Here is a 20,951-nt window from a genome sequence, read left to right as displayed (position 1 = left end):
ATTTTATGTCTTTTTATGCTCTTTTATGTCCCAAGCACTTCTTAAGTCCGCACTTCATCGCAAAATCACAAAATCTTGCAGGGTAGATAGAGTGGATTTTGCTTGCTTCTGTGTTTGTTTGGATTCTAGCTCTTTTTGTAGTTGCGTGGATTGTGGTTGTGCAATTTGCGATTGCGTAGAATGGGCAAGAGAATTTGCATTATTTGTAAAATCTTTTGCCAAATTATCTTTTGTCAAATCCAAAAACTCCAAAATCTTTTGTTCTTGTTGCGCCCACTTTGTGCTATCCACTTCGCTAATGACTAGGTTTTCTACCTCGCCTCTAGCAGGTCCTATCCATAGCTCGCCCACAAACTCTAGCAATCTCTCTTCATCACCTAGTGCGTAGTTTTCTACCTCGCCATTTTCTAGGTTTTGGGTGCTACCGATTATGCCTATTTTATCTGCGCTTGCTTTGGCAAATTTGCGATAGCCCACGCCCTGCACCCTGCCCTGCGCGATGATATGTAAGATTTTCATTTGTGCCTCATTTTGAGATTGCGCTCTTGCAGACTCTCTCATCATTTTGTGCGTATTATACATTGTTTGGATAGTCCTTGCCTGATTTTTGGCTTGATTTTGGGCGTTTGGATTTTGCGCTAGGAAAAAATAATGCCCTCCTTTGCAAACACAAAATTTGCTATTTTTCATAAGAGAGTGGATTTTGCGCCCGCTTGAAAGTGGCGTAGCAGTGTCCTCATCGCCCCAAAAAATACTTGTAGGCTTTTCACATTTGCGAAATATCTCGCTAAAGTCCTCATTTACGATATTTTTAAAGATTTCATACATTATGGGGCTTAGATTTTGCGCATCTTTTGAGCGCAAAAATGGCAGGCGAATATGAGCGATTTTTGCTAGTTTGGCAATGGCGATTTTTGTGCGCACTTTTAGTGGCTTTGGTGTAATGATTCCAGCCGAGCTAAGCAAGATAATCTCACGCGCTTCTTCAAGCAATACCGCGACTTTGCCACCATAGCTATGCCCCACAACGATATGAGGGACAATATCTAACGAGTGTGCAAACAAAGACACAATCTTTGCATAATCGTGTGTGCTTAGTAGCACTTCATTTGGACTTTTGCCAAAGCCGGGCAAATCTATGTAGAAATGATTGTATTCCAAAAACACATTTTCAAAGGCTTTGCGCATTAGTTCTTTGTTGCTCCCCCAGCCGTGCAAAAAAATGATATTTTTGGATTCTTTAGATTCTTGTGTAAAATCTTGTGTGGAAGTTGTAGAATAAGTGTTGGGATTTGTATTTGATTGCGTGTTTGGTTTTGTATTTGTGTGGATTTTGGCAGGGATTTTTTCATAGCTTATGCCAAACTTTACTCCATTATACACCACTTCGCGCAATGCCATTTCTGCCCTTTTTGCGTTTTTGTTTAGCTTAGATTTTGGTTATTTGCCTTTAGTCTTGCGGATATGCTCGACATAGGCGTAAGTTATTGGGATATTTTTGTTTCTAGGTAGGTGGATAGATTCTAGTGCTTTTTCTAGATTGTCAAAGAGATAGTTTGCTAGACTTCCGGGGATTGGGTTTATCTCGTTTAGATAGATTTCATCATCTATCACAAAAAAATCACACCGAATCAATGCCCCCTCAAATACTTTTCCATAAATGATTTTAAATGCCTCTTGCAAGCGGGATTCTAGCTTAGAATCTATTTGGGCTTTGGGGGCATTATCCGTGCGAGAAAAATCCAAATATTTATCATTAAAATCTAGCAAATCTTTTTTGCTTGGCTCTTCGACTTGAGAAAAGATAAAAGTATTTTTTACTCCATCTTTTTCGCCCAAAAATCCTGCTAGATTATACTCTCTCACGCCTTTATAAAACGGCTCGACAATCACGCTATCATCAAGCTCAAATGCAGAATCTAGCGCGTATTCTACCTCACTTTGTTTGTTCACTATGGCTATGCCTATGGAGCTACCAAGTCTTGCGGGCTTAATGATGAAAGGATATGGAAACGCAATAGGCTTACTCCCATCCAAAATGTAAGGCAACTCATCTCTATGGTAGCGACAAAAAGGTAGGGTTTTTACACGCGATTTATCTAGCGAATCGACATAGATTTTGGTTAGGATTTTATTAAAGCTAATAACACTTGCTTCGATTCTAGGACCGATAAAAGGGATTTTGTAAAAATCAAATATGCTTGCTAGCGTGCCATCTTCGCCGTCTGCCCCGTGTATGAGGTTTAGTGCGACTCCCAAATCACTTAGTGGCTTTTGCGCCCCTAAAAATCCTTTTTCATAAAATCCACCAAGCCCAAGAAAAAGTTTTTTGCACGATTTATACTCGCCAGAGGCAAATGTCTTTGCCTGCATTTTTTCAGGTGCAATGTCATAAAAACTATGACTAGAATCCAAAAAAATAAAATGCTTGATTTTATCGCCCAACACTTTTTTTAGGCTAATAGCACTCACAATGCTAATCTCGTGCTCAAAACTCACTCCACCAAAAATGACACTCCAGCTCATATAAACTCCTTTTTGTTATTTTCGCGCTATTTACACATCGCACACGACATAAATCTAAAGCAAAATCTTGCATAAAAGCACCAAATCCACAAAACGCATAATTAAAAAATGTATGAGTATATCTAATATTTTTTGCATTTCTCTTAACCGCACCAAAAATACGAAGCGCAAAATCTAGCACAAAACCTAGTGATAAACACACAATAAAATACGCAAAAAACACGAAAAACGCCGATTTCAATTCGTAGATTTGCTTGTAAGCCAATATTTCGCAAGCGTTTTTTTAAAGATTTTAAGAATCTGCGTTGATTTTTAAATCTTGTGGATTTTGGCTAGTTTTTCTTTTTGATTCTTTACTTGGAATTTGCTTGGTGGCTATTTGGCATTATTTTTGCTTCATTTTTACCACAAAAAGTAGCGAAAAAGTCGCAAAATACGCCTAGATTTTGCAATGATTTGCAAGATAGATTAGAGATTTTAAGGACACGATGATGCGCATCACATTTGGCACAAAATACAATCAAATGATGGGGGACCAAGGGCACTTACAGCGCAAGCTAAATGACAAAAATGCCCAAATCGCTTCAGGACTAAAAATCCAATACGGCTACCAAGATGCAAGCGTATATAACCAAAATCTAAAATTTGAAAAAGAAGTAAATAATCTAGCTCAAGGCGTGGATTTAGCCGAGCACGCCCGCACTGCCACGCTAAACACAGACAAAACGCTTTCAGACCTTTCAGAGACAATGGTGCAGTTTAAAACCAAACTCATTCACGCAGCAAACGACATTCACAACACCACTTCTAGAGAGGCTTTGGCAAATGATTTGGAGAGCTTGCGCGACCACTTTTTGCGACTTGCAAACACTTCTATCGGTGGGAAATTTATCTTTGGTGGAAGTAGGACAGATAGACCACCCTTTGATGTCAAAGGAAACTACTATGGCAATGATGAAAAGCTAAGTGTGCTAGTGAGTGCGGATAATCTAGTGCCATTTAATATCACAGGAAGTGAGCTTTTTTATGGGCGGGATTCTGACAAGCACAAAATCATCACTACAAACATAAAAATGCTAAATCAATCCAAGCTAAACCCTGCGATGATGGATAGCTCAAATCGCAAAAACATAAGCGAGGAAGTCTATATCACAGCAAATGACACACTGCGTGATTTAATCGGCGATAACGATACAGATACAAGCAATGATAGCCCAGAGTATTTTTATATGCGCGGTGTGCGCTCTGATGGCTCGGTGTTTAAGGCAAAATTTGCCCTTGATAAAGCCTACGAAAACGAAGAGAGAGCGACAAAAGTGCAAGATTTACTTGATAGAATCGGCAAAGAATTTGGCAATAGTGCGATAAATAAGGTTGTCGAAGTCAGCCTAAATCAATGGGGGCAAATCGAAATCAAAGACTTAGAGGCTGGAAAATCTAGCATAGATTTTCATCTCATCTCTAGCGATGTCGATGTGGATAATGTCGATGAGCTAGCAAATATGGGAGCAAGGGTAACAAACTATATCCAAAGCGATTTTATCACAGAGAGGACACACTCTAGTATTAGTGGCGTAACAAGCAACGCAGATTTTAGATTTACCACGCTTCCTACTGCATTTATCACAAAAGACAACAAAGCCGCAGAGGCAACCACCAAGCTAGAAGATGTTTTCCCACCAAATGTATCCACACTACTCATAGAGGGCACTCGCCCAAACAATGCCGATGGCACGATAAATAATGATGAGGAAAATCCACTAGAGCCTTTGAGATTTGACATAGCGGGGGCAAACGCAGCGGATTTAGCCCGAGCGATAAAAAAGCACTTCGGTGGGGATATAGATGTGGGAATCTCTAAGGGGCGATTGTATGTCGTGGATAATAATGTGCGAAATAAATCTAGCGACTTTAAAGACCCGCCTTTTGATGGGGAGCACGGATTTTCTATCTCACTTACCACGCTTGATGAAAAAGGTGCGGAAGTAAGCGGAATCGCTAGCGACTATGGAAGCGAATATGATAGGACATTTTTCAAAGTAGAGGGCTCAAAGCTCACTTCTAGCGTATCTCAAGTGCTAGCAAATGTCGGAGGATATGCCACTGCTGATACAAGGCTATCTCAAGTAACGGGTGCAAGCATAGAGGGACAAAGCTATGTAATGAAGCTAAATGACATAAATGGCGTAATGGTAGAAGCCCGCATCGTATTTGACCCAGCTGGTGCATATATGCTTTTGCCACACCATACAGGCGGGCGAGATTATACGATTCCGCTATTTGACCCTGCAGATGAGTCCGTGTCTATAACAAAAGTAGATGACATTACTTATAGGCAGCTTATGGACGCGATGAGTATCGCGCTTATCTACTCAAATATAGATGAGCCCTCACTGCGAGCTATCGAGCCACCAAGAGGTGGCGTAGTCCAAGACACAAAAGACGCCTACACCGAGCTACTAGAGAGAGCAAAAAATATGGTAGAGCTAAAAATGTCGCCCGATGGCAAAATCCAAATCCAAGACAAACTCCGCTCTATCACGCGAATGAATATGTCTTTTTATGATTCTAGTAGCAGTGATTTTTCAGAGGACAAACTCTATCGCGATGTGGATTCTATCCGCTTAAATGCAAACAACGCGCTTATTATTGACTCTCCTGAAGTAAATTATTTCCAAGAGATAAATGAAATCATAGACGCTGTGCGCAAGGGAATCTACCGCGCAGGAGCAAAAGACACTTACAATAGAGACTTGCGCAACAAAGGCATACAAAACGCTATCGCTTCATTTGACCACCTAAGCGACCATATCGAAAAACTAATCGCGCTAAATGGCTCGCGTGGCAGGACATTTGACAATGTAATCCACCGCCACGAAGTGCTAAAAACACAAATAGAAGGACTAAAAGGGCAAAATATCGGCACAGACATTGCCGAAACTTATAATAAATTTAGCAACCTAACCACAAATCTAAGTGCGGTGATGAACTCCACAAGTCGCATAAACCAAATGTCGCTAGTAAACTACCTATAAGCGCGTAAAAATGCGAAATCACACCAATACAACAAATAGCGATGAAAAAATACATAAAGATTCTAGTGCGGATTTGGCAAGAAATATCAATATAGCATTGCTTTTTAGTGGCAATGGTAGCAACCTTGAAAATATTGTTAGATACTTTCGCCAAGATAGTATAAAAAGCGAACTAGAAAGCCTAAAAATCCAAGCAAATTTCACGCTTGCTATCTGCAACAAAAAAGAAGCCTTTGGCATCACGCGCTGTCAAAATCTAGGACTAGAATGTAGGGTTTTATCTCACAAGGATTTTGCCACTCGCTTGGAGTTTGATAATGCACTACTAGATATTTTGCATAAAAGAGAGATAGACTTAGTGATTTTGGCAGGATTTATGCGGATTTTGGGAGAAGAGATAGTATCTAAAATCCACGCTATAAATATCCACCCATCGTTTTTGCCACTCCACAAAGGCGCAAATGCTATAAAAGATAGCTACTTCTCAAGCGAGGATTTTGGTGGCGTTAGCGTGCATTGGGTAAGTAAAGAGCTAGATTCAGGGGAAATAATCCTACAAGAAAGATTACCTAAAATCAAGGGCGAGAGTATGGAGGATTTTGAAAAAAGAATCCACGCGCTAGAATACACTATCTATCCAAAAGCCATAATATCTGCACTAAAAACCATAAAGTAATTTGTCATTGCGAGAAAATCCGTAAGGATTTTTGCGATAATCTATATCTTTGTCCGTCATTGCGATATTTTACTAAAGAAACTTCACTTCGTTTGTTTTGCGTAGCAAAATCGTGGCAATCCATAGTCAAACGCGATTGCCACGCCCATTCATCATTGCGAGAATAGCGTAGTGATTCGTGGCAATCTATAAAATAAAGAAACACACAATGACACCCAATCGTCATTGCGAGCATTTGGAATCGTTAATATTCTAAATGCGTGGCAATCCAAAATCAAACACGATTGACATAGAAAATAGATTGCCACGAGAATTCACTTCGTTCATTCTCTCGCAATGACGGAAAGCATTGTCATACTTAAACGAAGCGAAGTATCCATTCCCCCTCCCTTGCGGAGGGGGCTAGGGGGTGGGTAAATCCTACCCTTGAATCTCAAGTAAAGCTAACAACTGCCAATTACGCGAATGCTCCCGCGTCATTGCGAGCGAACGAAGTGAGCGTGGCAAAACAAGCGTAGCGCAGTTTCTTTAGAAAACAAGCGTAGCGCAGTTTCTTTAGAAAACAAGCGTAGCGCAGTTTCTTTAGAAAACAAGCGTAGCGCAGTTTCTTTAGTAATCCACGCGCTTTTATCCGTCATTGCGAGACTTGACGAAGTCAAGTCGTGGCAATCTATGTCTTTTTTATGGATTACTATGTTCACTTCGTTCGCTCGCAATGACGATTGATTCTATGGATTTGTGGATTGCCACGATTCCGCACTTTCGCGCGGAATCTCGCAATGACGATTCGTGGGATTGCTTTGTGCGGCTCTGTGATTCGCCTCGCAATGATGGGGTGAGGCGTGGTGGATTACTACAAATCTGCTAACGCAAATTCTCGCAATGACAAGGGCTATGAGTTTAATGAAATTATCTAGCCCTAGATTCTAGGGCTTCTAGGGCTAAAATTCATTTTAAAAATCCGCCCTTATGCTTAGCCAAAAGTTTCTGCTTGGCAGGATTCGTTGGTATATGTTGGTGTTGGCGACAAATTCTGTGTAGGTTTTGACATCAAGCAAATTATTTACCGCAAATGTAGCCGAATAGTTTTTCAAAAACTTATAAGTAAGGGCTAAATCTACAAGCTGATAGTCTTTGTAAAAACTTCTGCCTAGCGTTGTGCGCGTGCTTTGTGTGATGATAGGTGTCCTAAAGTTCCCGCTATATCGCACATAAAAATCAAAATTCCAGATTCTGAGGCTTGGCTTAAGGGTAAATCTGTGCTCGGGCACGGCGTTTATAGGCTCGCCCGCACCACTACCACTAATGGTTTTAGAATGCGTGTATCCATAGCTCGCATCAAGCCCCACAAACCACACAGGCTTAAGCTTAAAGGTAAGCTCCGCTCCATAGATTTCTGCCTTATCAGCATTGCGATAGAATGTGCACCCCGTAGTCCCTGCAAGTGGAGAGCATTGCACGCCATCTACGACTTGTCCGCTTGCTATGGTGGAGTCTGTAACGATTTTGTTACTATAATCTGTGTAAAAACCTGTCAAAATAAGCATAGTAGGCTCTAAGTCCAATATCGCGCTTAGCTCATAGTTCCAGCTTTGCTCGGGCTTAAGGTTTGTATTCCCATAGATAGTGCTATTGCCTCTTGTGCTACTCATCTTGCCATCATAGACATAGCTTAGCGTAGGGGCTAGGACACCGCTTGCTATACCGCCCTTTAGGGTAAGCCACTGCGTAGGATTGACATTGACATAAAAGCGCGGGTTTGGCACGACAAATGAATTAAACTTATCGCTGTAATTAAGCCTTAAGCCTAAAGTGGTAGAGACATAATCATTGATGAGGTATTCACCTTCGGCAAAAATCGCGGCTTGGTGCATTCCTAGCGATTTTGCAGGTCCTGTGTAGCTAGAGTTGTTGCTCCCTCCGTGTATATGCTCAAACAAATAATACACCCCGCCATTAAAGATGATAGCACCCGCCTTGCCCAAGTCAAAGTCGTTGTTATACGCGCTTTGAAGCACTATGTCTTGATTGCGCGTAGGGTCGCTCCAATCCACACCGCTACCTTTATACGAGCCCGGTAACAAGCCATTCCAGCCTCGAGATTTGCGGTAGTCATCATAATGCTGTGCCCACAGCGTAGCGGAGTATTGCACATAAGAGCTTATTTTACCCCAATCATAATTCGTGTCATAGCTTAGCACATTATTGATTTTATAAAAATCCCTCACGCTTGTGTAGTTTTCACTCGCTGTGTTTAAGCTCCCCGCACGGACAAACATAACCTCACTATCTAAGTATATGAAGTTATGCGTATTTGGCGTGTAATTAAGCCTAAATCCCGCATTCCAATTCGTATAAGCAGTGGAGCTATGCGCATAGTATGGGTTGATATTTGGCGCGTTGGTAAATCGTTGCACATTTGCCCCTGTATAGCCAGAGTTATATCCGGGTTTATAAAAGGCATTTTGCCCACCGTCTCTAAACCCACCTCGCACATTTATAGAGAGCGTGTCTTTAATGATTGGCGTGGTTACATAGCCATTTACACCGTGCTGGTCGCCAAACACTTCTCTGTGATTGGAGATTCTGCTATCAAGCTGGATTCCCGCGCTTACTTTATCGCTATGCTTTTTGGTGATGATGTTGATAACGCCACCCATCGCATCACTTCCATAAAGCGTAGAGGCAGGACCGCGAATAACCTCGATACGCTCAATCATAGAAGGTGGCGGCATATTGGCATTTAGTGCCTCGCCAAAGCCATTAGAGCTAAAGCCCTGCGCGACATTTTGCCGCTTGCCATCAATCAAAATAAGCGTATAAGCAGAGCTAAGCCCACGCATTGAAATTTTGTTAAACCCTGTTTTATCACTCTCTACATACACACCGGGCACATCTTGCACCGCTTCGCCAATATCACGCACTGGGCGTGTGAGAATCTCCTCTTTTGGGATAATGCTAATTGAAGCTGGAGCGGTTTTTATGTCTTGCTCATAGCCACCTGCGGTTACTACCACTCTATCAAGCTGCTTTGCTTGGAGGTCGTCATATTTGCTTTCGTGTTTTATTTCCTTGTAAGATTTTTTGTGTTGTTTATCTTTTTTGTTTTTGATAGGAGGTGGGGGCTGCATATCTAGCGTATCTTGCATATCTTGGGTGGAGTTTGCTTGATAATCGCTTTGGTTTGTAGAGATAGGATTTTGGGTGGAATCTTGTGAGGTGGTTTGGGTGGAATGTGCTTGAGTGCTATTTTTTTCTAAGACATTTTGTGTTGTATTTTGTGCCCCCCCCCCCCCTGTAAGACATAATCTAAGTTGTTTTCATTTGGGTTAGCATTTAGCACGCTAGATAGACTTAGAAAAGCTATGGCTGATATAGCGATATTTCGTCCTAAAATAGCTTGTGTAAGTAGCTTGCGTGAGTGGCTTTGATTTTTAAGTGGATTGCCAAGTGGTTTGATAGGCAAATGTCGATTTGCAGATAATTTGCGTGGAGTTTGCATTTGGTGTCCTTTTGATTAGGTATTTGCCCTAGTGGGCTAAAAAACGAACGCGATAATAATGCAAAAACTCTTAAAAAAATCTTAATTTTTTACAAAATGGTAATTATTTCTAAAAGTTATCAAAAAGAAAGGTATAATGAGAATGGATACTCTCAAAAATAAAGCATAAATAGGAATTTAATGGGCTAGGCATTTTGGATTTTAGTATCGCAATGAGAAAGGGAAATAGTAAAAAATAATGATAAAAATGATAAAAAATGATGATAAAAAAGTGTTTAATGGGAATTTGTTGCACTTGCCTTGCATTCTTGCAATGAAATAGCGACTAGCAAAATCCTAGCTACTCAAAATTATCATCACTTAAAGCATATCAAGCATATCAAGCATATCAAGCATATCAAAATCTGCTTTTTTATACATTTCTCAAAATGTGGCATTAAGCAGATTTGGCAAAAATCTTTGCGCAAAAATCACAAAAATTCGCCCGCATAAATTGCGCATTTAAGAGAAAATTTCTAAAAAATAGTATATCATAGCGCATTTACAACACAAAAAGGGGCGACAAATGCACGGCAGAATCACGCGGTATTCGATGGCAACAGAGTCAGGAGTGATAGTAAATTATTCCAAAAAAATCTTTGAGCTACGCAAAGAAAATTGGCAGGATAGAAAGTTTTTGCCCGTATCTGGTATGTTTGTGGAGTTTCGGCTTGATGATGGAGGGCATATTGTCGATGCGCATAGTTCCAAATTTCAAGACTTCGGCGAGGACTCACTGCTAAAAGAAATCGATTTTTGGAAAACAAATACCGATGAGGAGCTAAAGGCAATCGAATCTGATAGACTAAATAAGCAAGCCGAAGAGATTTTTGAAAAAACAGATTATCTAAATATGAAATCTATCAGCATTTCAAAAGGTGCGGAAGAGTGCGTGAGAGAGCATTTTGCAGCGGAGGCAAACTCGGTAAAATTTGCCCTAGATGAAGTAGAGGAGATTCCCCAAGAAGACCAGCTAAACTACTTGGCTATCAAGCGATTTTTGGTAAAGGCTATGGATTTTCTTGTTTTTTGTGATAAAAAAATCACTTCAGATATGTTTGCTATCGAGCTACAAAAGATTCGCGGGCTAGAGTATTCTTTCAAAGAGCTTGCCCAAAGTGCGATGACAAAGCCAGAAAATATCTACACAGATGTGTTTTTGGATAAGCAGCTGCATTACAAAGGCGCGACAAAGGCGATTTCAAACATAAAAGAACAAATAATGCAGCTAAATAATAAAGCAAAATTTTCAAACAACGAAGCGCGAAAGCTCCGCGCACAGCTAGAAATCAACAAAGCAGACCCCACACTTCCAACCAAAATCGATACTCAAACCAAAATCGCAGCAAAAGCAGAGGAGGAAGCAAAAACCCTCTATGCTTCCCAAGAGAGATTGGAATCGCTTACAAAGAATTTTAAGGCAAGCTATATGAATGACTTTGTAGGCTCGTTTCAAGCAGTTCGCGTAGAGCTAGTAGACAAAGTAAGAAACGCGCTAAATCTCATTGCCACGCATCTTGATAACAAAATGTGGAAAATCGGTATGGAATCTGTCTCGGTGCATAATGGATTTTTTCGCCACGATGTCAATAGTCCTTATTGCACGATGACATTTTATTGGCAGTATCTAAAGCGACTTGACAAAAGCAAAATATCTGATGCAGAAAAAGCAGGATATAACTTTTATCAGCGATATATGAAATCCCACGAAAAGCTGTTTTTGATATATACGACAAACTTCAAAGTTGAGCTAGCCCTAAAAATCGAAATAATGACAATGTCAAAGGAAAACAAAGTCGTTATTGCAAAGACTGATGGGGAGTTTATCTCACATATCAATTCAAGCATAATAGAGCAAGGCTACATAGACCCAACTATTCGCAGCAATCCAAATCAGCTAATAGAAGTAGCGCGAAAATCTAGGCACAATTCAGGCACAGACTTTATCGTGCTAACCAAGCAAGAAATCGAGCAATACTCCAAAAAGGGGAATTAAGAATAAATTTGCATAGCGTGTCTTGCTATGTGGTGAGATTTGTTTGTCGTATAGATTTTTAGATTTTGCAATCAAATCTAGCTAACAAATCGCTCATAGACAAATGCCCCCCACACAAGTGCAAAAAATAGTAGGCTTAAAAGCTGTGCTGCACTGCCCATATCTTTTGCCTTTTTGGCAAAAGGGTGTGGCTTTAGGCTTGTGTGGTCGATAGCGTTTTCTATTGCGGTGTTAAATAGCTCTACAAGCACGCAAAGAGTGCCACTAAAAACAAGCAATATTTTTTGACAAAACCCCTCGCCAAGCCACAGCCCAAGCCCAAGTGAAAGCACAAAAAGCACACTTACTTGGCGAAATCCCTCTTCTTCTTTCCACGCACTTATGAAGCCATCTTGTGAGTATTTCGTAGCATTTAGTATGCGCTTTAGTCCTGTTCGTCCTTTTTTGTGATTGCGTTTTTGGAGTTTTTTTTGGTGTTTTGACATTGTTGCCTCCTTTAAGTTTTCGTGTGTATTTTTGTGTTTGCTATGGTTTTTACGCTTAGGGATTTGCTACTTTTGCGGAGTGGGTTTGCTAGCTTCGTTAGAATCGCTAGAATCTTTCGTGTCTTTTTGCTCTTTTGGTTTTTGGGTTTGCTCTACTTTTAGCGCGAAGTTTGCGAGGTTTAGCACCGCACTTGGTGCGCTTACTAAGTCGCTTAAGCGGAAATATCGCGTGTGCTTTGGAAGTAGCTCATATCTCACTTCTGTGCTTTCTCCTTGCAAAAGGTTGCTAAAGCTATTTACGCCCTCCATTATCGCCCTGCGCGTGTCTTTATTGGAGCTGACAAATGAAAATGTATAAGTAGCGATATTTGCACTCTCTGTTATGGCTTTGTCAAATCGCTCTTTTAGGGCTTTTGCTTGCTCTTTTGTGGATTTTTCATCTGTGGATTTGCCATACTCTAGCTTTTCTAGCCATTGCGCTATGGTAGAATCTAGCTTGTTTGGCTTGAGATTTAGGCTTATGCTATCTATCCATATCCTAGATTCCTCCATAAAGGCATTTGGCGTGGTCGTGTAAGAATCATATATTTCTAGGAGTATGTCTTTTATGTTTTGCGTGTCTTTGCTTTGATTTGGCTCTAGGCTTTGCTCGGCTTGGGCTTTTAGGGTGTAGTTCATATTTTGGGCTTTTAGGTTGCATTTGGCGATGTGTGTGATATGCGTGCGAGAGTCTATCTTTGGATTTTGTATGGGGGTGTTTTGCTCTGTTTTAGCTACTTTAAAATCACTAGAATCTAGCAAGATATTTTCTAGCTCACATAGCCCGTAAGTGGGGAACAAAATATCACTCAAGTCCACCTTTGGCAGTGCAAAAAACACCCTTAGTAGCGAATGTGTGCTCGTATCTTTGATAAATTCTACTTCTTTTGTTTCTATCCACGCATTTAGTCGCTTTTTGTCCCCAAGTGAGCCAAATCCTAGAGAAACTTCTCTAGCTTGCACTTCGCCAGCTAGTGCGATATAGCGCGTAGCGCACGAGATATTTGCCACGCCAGAGCAGACAAATGGCTCATACTCTAGGGTTGGTATATCCTCTTTTATGCTTGCTAGATATGAGTTTATGGAAGTTTCTAGGCTAGATTTTAGAGTGTAGCTTGCATAGAGCAAAAATCCCAAAAGCGCGACTATCAGCACGCCACCAAGCCCCAGCAGAAGCAATGCTAGTTTTTTTGCAGGGGTATCTATAAGATTGTTTGCTTTGAGGTAGTTTGTCGCGCTATTTATAAGGTTTATTATGAAGTCTTTTATTAGCTTTGCGTATTTCATTGCGTTCCTCACTTTTGGTTTTTACGCGTTTTTAGGTTTTGCTCTTTTTGTGTAATTCTAGCGCGAAAAGAGGATTTTATGATAAGTTTTTGCCTTTGTGTGGCGCAGGTAGATGATATTGTGCGTATAGGGGCATAGTGAGAGAGTTTTACTCCCTTTTTTACGCCTTTTTACTTTTTTTGATTCTTGTGATTTTTGTGTGGATTCGTTTGAGATTTCATAGCAGGATTCTAGCGCGAAATCTATGCTAGAGATTTTGGATTTGTCCGCATAGATAGTGTAGTCAAAATCTGTTTTTGCTACTTTCTTTGCTTGCTCTTTTGATTCTTGCTTTTGGCTAGCTTTTGCATTTAGTTGATTTTGGGTGGGATTTGGGGGGATATTTTTTACTTTGGCAAGTAGGATTCTCTTTGGTAGCACACTTGTTATGCGCAAATCCGCGTTTGTGCTTAGTGCGGAATATGCACTGCCAAATATCGATCCTAGTAGCCCAAGCCCAGAATTTACCTGCCCAAGTCCTGTGCTAAGTCCAAGCTGTGTAGCGACTTTTAGGCTTGAGGATACAAAAGCGCGTGCGATTATGGCGTTTAGTCGTTTTTCAAATTCTGTGGCGATGATTTTGTCTGTATCAGCTAGCTCATAAAATTCGCTAGAATCTTTCCTTAGCGAGTTTGGGGCGGATTCTAATGTGTAGTGGCTAGCAAAACTTATGCCCTCCTCTAGCTGTGGCAGGGCTACACCGAAGTGATATATCCCATCAGTAGTTACGATAGGTAGTGAGATTTTAAACTCACTTTTGTAGGGTTGTCTGCCCTCCTCTAGCACTATCCAAGTATAAAACTCACTAGATTCTAGTTTTTCTAGCTCATCTGCAAGTATTTGATTTTGAAGCATTTGATTTTGGGTATTGTCCTCCTCTGTATTTTTATCATTATTGTCGCTACTTTTTTCATCGCCACTATGTCTAAGAGAAGTGATAAAATCCCTGCTAGATTTCGCATTTGCTTTGAAGTGTGGGCTTGTGAGGTAGTCTAAGTCATTAGCGATAGTTTCTAGCTTGGTTATGCCATAAGATTCTTTTAGGTAGTCTATGCCTTTACTATCGCCTATGAGGGCGAAATATAGCCCAGAAACATAACTCACCGCAGGGTTTATAAACCCATCAAAAGCCCGAAATTGTCGTAGATTGGAATACTTAGATTCTAGTTGTCTGCTTGCCTGTCTTTGTGAGCTATCTCTATCTACCACGCCACGCGCAGAGCTTTTGGCATATCGCTCATTTTCCTCATTCATCGCTTCGTTTATTTGCTTAGCGTAGTAGTCTTTTGCGCGTCTTTGTCTATCATTTGCGCGATTTAGCTCCACTCTTGTGGCGTTTGCCTCCCCCGCCTCCATTTGTGCCAATGCCTTATAATAGTTCAAAAACACGCCCTCATAGATATTTCCCTTATATGCCATTGCGTTGTCATTTACCATAGTAGCACCCACTTGTGCTCCACCCCTTGCTAGCAGTCCCTCGCCCTCATACTTGCTAAATAGATTTTCACTTCTCTCAAGCAAATCTAGCGTGCTATCATCGCTCGCGCTAAAGGCACTAACTCCTGCTTGCGTAAGCCATAGCAAATCTTTATCATCACTCTTTTTTAGCGCGAACTCACTTGCTTGCTTTGCGTCTTGGTAGTAGTATGTATGGGCAAATTTTTCTAGGCTTTTTATGTCAGTCGCACAGCCACTAAAAAGCGCGATATACACCACTAGCCAAAAACTAGCTTGATAAAATCTAGTTTGTAAAAGTCTAGCTTGCCAAAAATCCCAAAATCTAGCTTGCCTAATTTGATAAAAATCACTTTGCCAAAATCCAATCCGCTTAGACATTTTTTTCCTTTGCTTGCGATGATAAGCAATATTGTATTATTTCTCACATTAAAAAACATTAAAAACAGCAAAAACTAGCAAATAGCAAAATATTGCTTTTATTTGTGGCAATAGTGTTTATCGCAAATGATAAGTAGCAAGCAAAAAAGAATAATGCAAGAAAAAGCGAAAAACGGCAAAAACAAGGAGTAAAAAATAGCGAGCATAGATAATGCGCTTCGCACTTTATCTACAAAACATAATAAAATCTATGAAAATCTATAAAGCACTATCGCGCTATTTTTTAAGCCCTATTGCTTCTTTGATGAGGTCATCGCCTGTGGTAAATGCTTTGGCATTCATCGAATATCCGCGTTGAAATAATATAAGATTAGTTAGGGAGTTGCCCACATCGACATTGCTTGTTTCTAGATATTTGTGCTTGACTTGCCCAAATTTTAGATTCCCATTTTCGCCCCAGCCAAGTATGGGATTTCCACTTAGGGTGCGGGCTTGTCCATTTAGCGTGTTTGTGCTCATCATATAGACATTATCGCCTAGCTTTTTTAGCCCTTGGTCATTGATAAAAGCTACGATACCTATGCGTCCCATAGGCTCTGTGATACCATTGCTAAAAGCCAAAAAAATGATTCCGTTATCATCGATTCGCACTTCTTTTAGTAGTCCCTCTGCTTTGCCGTCTTGGCTGATTTCAAGCAAGCGGGATTCTTCATAGGGTAGATTTCGTGTGCTATATCGCTCACTACCTGTGATAGAGTAAGCCACCTTGCTATCTTTAAAGTCCAGCTCCATTTGGGCTGATTGTGGTTTGCCCTCATCATCAAAAACCAATTCTTGCTCAATGACATTTGGGCTTACCATTAGTTCGCCATTATAATCATATATCGCACTTTTGACAAACCACCGCTGATTTGTGGTTTTGCCCGCATTTATGTCGCCAGAATCGATTAGATAATAATCACTTTTTAGCAAAAACTTTTTGCCACTATCATCAAAAATATCCACCGAAGTAGAGTAAGTGGCGATTTTAGCGTCTTTTGATAGTATTTGCTCATCTTGTGCAAGTGGGATTTGTGCGCTAGCGATTCCCATACGACTTGCCAATGCCCCACCAATGGTTACTTCTATTTCCTCTCCTGTGGCGTTTTTTACCGCAAAGGCTAGATTATTTCTTGAGCCTAGAGTTGGCACAAATTCTAGCCCAGATTTTGCAAAAAGCTGTGCTAGCTCGCCTATGGTGTGAAATTCATTTGCCTCTGCGCCACCCGTGCCATAGACAAATCGTAGCGTTTGTCCCTCGCTAGCATTTTCTGCTTGGGCAGAATCAGGCTTTGGTCTAGTGGTGATGATAATATCTCTAAACCCTCTTGGGTCATAAGCTATTGAATCTTCATCGCTGAAGCTAGCGACATCTTGGACTAATACGCGCTGCGTGTCTATCTCGCCATTTGGCAATAAAAATTCAGGTGCGGATTTGAAGTTGGACTTGGGGTTGAGATTGACAGAAATATCGACTTTTGAGGTGTTTATGGGCTGAAAATGCAACTCTTGGGGGATTCTAAGAGGCTGCATTTTGTTCGCGCTTAGCTTTAGCATATCCGCGTCCATATCGTTTGAAGAGTTGAAAATATCCTCGCTTACTTTGTCTAAATTGATTCCATAGACATATTGTCCGCTTGAATTTACTAGATAGCCGTCCGCATCGCGCAAAAATCCGCCGTTGCGCGTAAATAGTGTGGTTTGCTCGGCTTCATAGCCATCCTCACTTACCTCAAAACTACCGTCTTGCTTTGGTGCGACTACAAACCAGCCTTTGCCCATATATGCCACATCAAATTGCCCATCGCTTGCGTGGTAGTTGCCATCTTTGGTAGAAATGGCATTACTAGCACTTGTCGCGCCATAGGAGCGGTCGTTGTTGGTTATGGTGTTGGCATTTAGATGGTCCATATTCATTGCAAAAAGTGTTTTGAATTCGGGGATATTTTCTTTGAATCCATTTGTATTGACATTTGCAATGTTGTTTGAAACAGAATCAAGCCCAAATTGGTGGGTTTTCATACCACTATATGAGTTTAGAATCGTATCATTCATTGTCTTTCCTTAAGTTAGCTTTGCTATTTAGATTTTGCAAAATCAAGTCTTATAAGTCTTGCAAAATCACTGCACTACAAGCTCTTTTTCGTAAAATTCTAGTGCCGCACTTAGTGGCAAAATCAGCTCGCCCATACGAATGAGCGGTTTGCCTTTGTCAAATAGCACGCTTTGGATTTCGCCTCTGCCTACGCGCGTGGTTAGGTATTGATTTGTCTTGGGGTCTAGATTGTATTCTGCAGCGATAGAGTATGAGCCAGCGGGTAGCTGCTCGCCTTTTTCGTTTAGCCCATCCCAAGTAAAATCCAAATACCCGCTCTCTCCACCTCTATCTTTTAGTGAGAGGGTGCGCACTAGCTCTTTTGCTTCGTTAAATATTTGCACCACAGGTATGCCTTTAGCCGTGTCTATCGTCCTATCAAAGAATAGGCTAAAGTGGATTTTGCCATCTCCTTTGTAGTTTACCCCGCTTACATCGGTTTCTGCGATTTTGCCTACCATTGAGATACTTTGAAACGCGCTAGATTGGCTCATTTGTTCAGTCGCTTCTTTGCTAGAATCTATCCCCGCACCTAGTCTTTCCATAGTTTCTTTTAGGCTTGCTTGAAACTCTTTAAATTCCTTGTTTGTTTCTTGCATAACTTTCATAGATTCTACCATTTCTTTCATCGCCTTTTTGTTTTCCTCTTGCATTTCTACTTGGGTTAATTGGGCGGTTTGAGTGATGATTTTGTCTGTTTCCATTGGTGCGGTGGGGTCTTGATTTTTTAGCTGCTCCAAAAACAGCTTCATAAACGCATCTTTATCCAAGCCATTAGCGATTTTGGGTGCGCTTTCTTTTGTGCGCTTTTCCTCTAGGGCTTTTGTCGCACCTGTCATTTGGGCTAAGTCGACTGCCATTTTTGCTCCTTAAAGATTGTGCTTTTTAAGCGTATCTTGGAAGTGTGATTTCCATAGCGAGTATTTCGCTCTCCGCGCTGTTTTGGGACTTTTGTGCTAGGGAATCTAGCGAATTTGCTTCGCCTTTTTGGCTTTGCTCGCTATCTTGGTTTTGTCCTCCACTTTGCCCGCTTTGTCCATTAGAACTAGAAAAGCTCAAATCCACTCCCTCAAATCCTGCATTTAGGAGATTTTGTCGTAGCTCGCCGTGATTTTGGGCAAAGAGCTGCAAGGCTTGTGGGTTTGATACCACGCTTATATGCAGGCTATTGCCTCTTTGAGTGATTGTAAGCTCGATATTTCCTAGCTCTTTTGGAGATAGCTCCATAGAGATTTGCCTCATCGGTGGCTTAAATTTTTTAACCTCTTGTTCAAATTGATTGACAAAGGAGCTAAGGGCTTCTCTTGCGTTTATATTATTTGTGCGTGCTTCGCTTCGCAGTGGGTTTGTGCTAGCAGCATTGCTTGTAAGCGTTTTTGCTTCGCCTTTAGATTCTGCTTTTGCCTCGCTTGATTCTTGCTTTTGTGCTTTTTGGGCTAGTAGAGTTTCATTGAAAGCCTCTTGCTCATCGTTTTGGGCAAATTGTGGCGTGGCAAGATTGCGCTCAAGTATGGATTCCTGTCTTTGCTGTGTGCTGCTAAGCGGTTCGCTTGGCTCTTTGGCAAGTGTGGATTGTGCGCTTGTTTTGCTTGATTCTTTCGCTTCTTTTGTGCCCCTATTAGCAAATCCTTTAGAATCTTTGGAATAGTCCTTAGAATCTTTTGATAGCGCACTTGCTGCGCTAAGTCCAGCACTTGTGGCTATACTAGCACTTGCTTGGGTGCTTTGGGGTATGCTAGGCTTTATGCCCTTTGGGGTTTGCTTTAGCGGGTTTATTGCTTCAGTTTTGTCATCAAAAAGTCCGTTTTCAAGTTTGCTTAGCTCACGCTCAATTTGGCTTAGATTTAGCTCTTTGCCCGCAAGTAAATCTTTTTGGATTTGCTCAAAGATTTTTTCTTGTCGTTCGTTTTTTATGCGCGAAGCTGTGATAGCTTTTGGCAGGCTTTTTCCTCGCTCAATCACAGCGATTTTGTCCTCGCCATTTTGGACATACTTTATAGAAGCACCTGCGTTGCTAGCCCTGCGCTTTGCTGCATTTTTTGCATCGAAAGATTCTAGTATGTCAAACACAGGTCGCAATGCTTCATCATCATCAAAGTAGGTTTTTACTCCGCTAGTTTGGTTTGCTTGAGTGGCTACTTTGCTTGCTTTTTTGGCTGCATTTGCCTCATCTGCTTTTGTGCTAGGTGTTGCTTCTTGGGATTCTTGGTAGCCGATATTGCTAGGATTTAGCCCTAGCTCTTTTGCCTTGCTAGCCACAGTTTGCAAAGTCGAGTTTGCAGGCGTTTGGGCAAAGCTTGTCGTGCTAGACTCAAGCGATTTTGCTAGATTTTGTGGATTTGTCTTTGCGCTATCTTGTGCGCTAGCTGTGGGGATATTTTGCGCACTAGGTGGTGTGGGTATAGATTTTAGCTCATCTTGTCCTGCTTCCCATACTTCCCCCGCTTTATCTGCGCCATTTGCCACATCTTCATTGGATTTGTTTTGGACTTTGTTTTGCGTGATTTTGGATAGGAAAGTCTCTTCTTGGTTTTTGTTTCGCGCCATTTGGTTTAGGTCTTTTTTGGGCGTTTGAGTGTCTTTTTTTTCTAGTGCGTCTTGCAAGGCTTGGGTAGACTCTTGTAATGTTTCATCCAAAGACTCGCCAGATTCCAAGCTGTGGATAGCTTTGGTGGAATTTTGGGCTATGGAGTTTAGCGCGTTTGCGTGCTTTTTGGTGCTTTCTACGCTTGATTTTTCGCTAGAGCCTAGCGCGTTTTTAGGGGTTATTTTATCTTTTAGCAGTGCATTTTGCAAAATATCACTTGTGATAGAATCTTGTGCAAAATCTTGTGCGTGGGTTTTTGATAAATCTAGGCTAGGCTTTTTGGTGTTTTGGTTTTTTTCTAGTGCGTTTAGCGCGTCTTTTGGGGATATTTGGGACTTGTGTAGTGCATTTTGGAGCAAGTATTCATCATCGCTAGAAGTCTTGTTTTTGTGCGCTAGTGGGTTTGCTTTGTTTGATAAGGTGCTTGATAGGGAATTTGGCAAGGCATTTGAAAGGGTGCTTGGCAATGTAGCTTTTGTGTCATTTAGCTCGTTTTGCTTGGTGGATTTTGGCTTGGCATTATCTTTAGGAGTGTCTTTGGACTTGGTGCTTTGGATAGATTTTTGAAGTGCGTTTTTAAAATCTAGCTCACCAGATTCTGCACCATTTTGGGATAGCTTTTGGGACTTTTGACTTGGGAGAATATCCGCTTCAAAAGGGGCTTTTTTGACTGATTGGAGATGATTTACTTGCTCTAACACTTGCACTTCCTTATTTGGTAAATCTTTTGCAAAATTTGCTAAAAATTTGCATAGAAAATCAGCATTAGA

At 41.1% G+C, this 20,951-nt stretch carries 14 protein-coding genes and 1 pseudogene; 4 read left to right on the top strand and 11 right to left on the bottom strand.

Annotation, left to right across the window (positions count from 1 at the left end; genetic code table 11):
- Window positions 1-54: 54 nt before the first annotated feature.
- Window positions 55-1,401 carry an alpha/beta fold hydrolase gene (locus CQA40_RS10940; protein WP_181882775.1) on the bottom strand — a complete coding sequence of 449 codons (1,347 nt, stop codon included), beginning with the start codon at window positions 1,399-1,401 and terminating at the stop codon, window positions 55-57.
- Between the two features lie 39 nt (window positions 1,402-1,440).
- Window positions 1,441-2,526, bottom strand: a complete 1,086-nt coding sequence (locus tag CQA40_RS00490) for a D-alanine--D-alanine ligase (RefSeq protein WP_115519044.1) — start codon at window positions 2,524-2,526, stop codon at window positions 1,441-1,443.
- Between the two features lie 491 nt (window positions 2,527-3,017).
- Between CQA40_RS00490 and flgL the strand changes: the two genes are divergently transcribed.
- Window positions 3,018-5,561, top strand: coding sequence for a flagellar hook-associated protein FlgL (gene flgL, locus CQA40_RS00480; RefSeq protein ID WP_115519042.1), 2,544 nt, complete (start codon window positions 3,018-3,020; stop codon window positions 5,559-5,561).
- Between the two features lie 10 nt (window positions 5,562-5,571).
- Entirely contained in the window at window positions 5,572-6,237 is a 666-nt protein-coding gene (purN, locus tag CQA40_RS00475; protein ID WP_115519041.1) for a phosphoribosylglycinamide formyltransferase, read from the top strand.
- 4 nt (window positions 6,238-6,241) lie between these two features.
- Here purN and CQA40_RS10810 read toward each other — a convergent pair whose 3' ends face one another.
- A complete protein-coding gene (locus tag CQA40_RS10810) occupies window positions 6,242-6,442 on the bottom strand; it encodes a hypothetical protein (RefSeq protein ID WP_147290130.1) in 201 nt (66 codons plus the stop codon).
- 441 nt (window positions 6,443-6,883) lie between these two features.
- Between CQA40_RS10810 and CQA40_RS10805 the strand changes: the two genes are divergently transcribed.
- Complete coding sequence (locus CQA40_RS10805) at window positions 6,884-7,105, top strand: hypothetical protein (RefSeq protein ID WP_147290129.1); 222 nt, start codon at window positions 6,884-6,886, stop codon at window positions 7,103-7,105.
- 85 nt (window positions 7,106-7,190) lie between these two features.
- Here CQA40_RS10805 and CQA40_RS00470 read toward each other — a convergent pair whose 3' ends face one another.
- Entirely contained in the window at window positions 7,191-9,386 is a 2,196-nt protein-coding gene (locus CQA40_RS00470) for a TonB-dependent receptor domain-containing protein (RefSeq protein WP_258864400.1), read from the bottom strand.
- Between the two features lie 107 nt (window positions 9,387-9,493).
- Window positions 9,494-9,739: a hypothetical protein gene (locus CQA40_RS00465; protein WP_115519040.1), complete on the bottom strand. Its 246-nt coding sequence runs from the start codon at window positions 9,737-9,739 to the stop codon at window positions 9,494-9,496.
- Between the two features lie 565 nt (window positions 9,740-10,304).
- Between CQA40_RS00465 and CQA40_RS00455 the strand changes: the two genes are divergently transcribed.
- Window positions 10,305-11,774 carry a hypothetical protein gene (locus CQA40_RS00455; protein ID WP_147290128.1) on the top strand — a complete coding sequence of 490 codons (1,470 nt, stop codon included), beginning with the start codon at window positions 10,305-10,307 and terminating at the stop codon, window positions 11,772-11,774.
- 77 nt (window positions 11,775-11,851) lie between these two features.
- On the opposite strand, the gene CQA40_RS00450 is transcribed toward CQA40_RS00455, so the two are convergent.
- The 6 genes and pseudogenes from CQA40_RS00450 to CQA40_RS00420 all read right to left on the bottom strand — a co-directional run bounded on the left by CQA40_RS00450 (window position 11,852) and on the right by CQA40_RS00420 (window position 20,882).
- Complete coding sequence (locus CQA40_RS00450; protein WP_115519037.1) at window positions 11,852-12,259, bottom strand: diacylglycerol kinase; 408 nt, start codon at window positions 12,257-12,259, stop codon at window positions 11,852-11,854.
- Window positions 12,260-12,325: 66 nt separating this feature from the next.
- On the bottom strand, window positions 12,326-13,585 hold the full coding sequence (locus tag CQA40_RS00445; protein ID WP_115519036.1) for a hypothetical protein: 1,260 nt from the start codon (window positions 13,583-13,585) through the stop codon (window positions 12,326-12,328).
- Window positions 13,586-13,642: 57 nt separating this feature from the next.
- Window positions 13,643-15,460, bottom strand: a complete 1,818-nt coding sequence (locus tag CQA40_RS00440; RefSeq protein ID WP_147290127.1) for a hypothetical protein — start codon at window positions 15,458-15,460, stop codon at window positions 13,643-13,645.
- Window positions 15,461-15,736: 276 nt separating this feature from the next.
- Entirely contained in the window at window positions 15,737-17,554 is a 1,818-nt protein-coding gene (locus tag CQA40_RS00430; RefSeq protein WP_115519033.1) for a flagellar hook-basal body complex protein, read from the bottom strand.
- Between the two features lie 81 nt (window positions 17,555-17,635).
- Window positions 17,636-18,454, bottom strand: a pseudogene (gene flgD / locus CQA40_RS00425) (flagellar hook assembly protein FlgD); the annotation flags it as partial.
- 25 nt (window positions 18,455-18,479) lie between these two features.
- The gene (locus CQA40_RS00420) at window positions 18,480-20,882 is read right to left on the bottom strand and encodes a flagellar hook-length control protein FliK (protein WP_115519031.1); all 2,403 of its coding nucleotides are present in this window, start codon (window positions 20,880-20,882) and stop codon (window positions 18,480-18,482) included.
- Window positions 20,883-20,951 lie beyond the last annotated feature (69 nt).

The organism is Helicobacter sp. MIT 01-3238, assembly GCF_003364135.1.
GTDB lineage: Bacteria > Campylobacterota > Campylobacteria > Campylobacterales > Helicobacteraceae > Helicobacter_B.
The sequence above is the reverse complement of the archived record's forward strand: the minus strand, read 5'-3'. Positions and strand labels throughout refer to the sequence as shown.

What these genes read in the sequence shown, in the direction of transcription:
- CQA40_RS00445 (WP_115519036.1), bottom strand. Translation starts at nt 13,585, where the DNA reads ATGAAATACGCAAAGCTAATAAAAGACTTCATAATAAACCTTATAAAT.
- CQA40_RS10940 (WP_181882775.1), bottom strand. Translation starts at nt 1,401, where the DNA reads ATGGCATTGCGCGAAGTGGTGTATAATGGAGTAAAGTTTGGCATAAGC.
- purN (WP_115519041.1), top strand. Translation starts at nt 5,572, where the DNA reads ATGCGAAATCACACCAATACAACAAATAGCGATGAAAAAATACATAAA.
- CQA40_RS00470 (WP_258864400.1), bottom strand. Translation starts at nt 9,386, where the DNA reads ATGCAAGATACGCTAGATATGCAGCCCCCACCTCCTATCAAAAACAAA.
- CQA40_RS00455 (WP_147290128.1), top strand. Translation starts at nt 10,305, where the DNA reads ATGCACGGCAGAATCACGCGGTATTCGATGGCAACAGAGTCAGGAGTG.
- CQA40_RS00450 (WP_115519037.1), bottom strand. Translation starts at nt 12,259, where the DNA reads ATGTCAAAACACCAAAAAAAACTCCAAAAACGCAATCACAAAAAAGGA.
- CQA40_RS00440 (WP_147290127.1), bottom strand. Translation starts at nt 15,460, where the DNA reads ATGTCTAAGCGGATTGGATTTTGGCAAAGTGATTTTTATCAAATTAGG.
- CQA40_RS00490 (WP_115519044.1), bottom strand. Translation starts at nt 2,526, where the DNA reads ATGAGCTGGAGTGTCATTTTTGGTGGAGTGAGTTTTGAGCACGAGATT.
- flgL (WP_115519042.1), top strand. Translation starts at nt 3,018, where the DNA reads ATGCGCATCACATTTGGCACAAAATACAATCAAATGATGGGGGACCAA.
- CQA40_RS00430 (WP_115519033.1), bottom strand. Translation starts at nt 17,554, where the DNA reads ATGAATGATACGATTCTAAACTCATATAGTGGTATGAAAACCCACCAA.
- CQA40_RS00465 (WP_115519040.1), bottom strand. Translation starts at nt 9,739, where the DNA reads ATGCAAACTCCACGCAAATTATCTGCAAATCGACATTTGCCTATCAAA.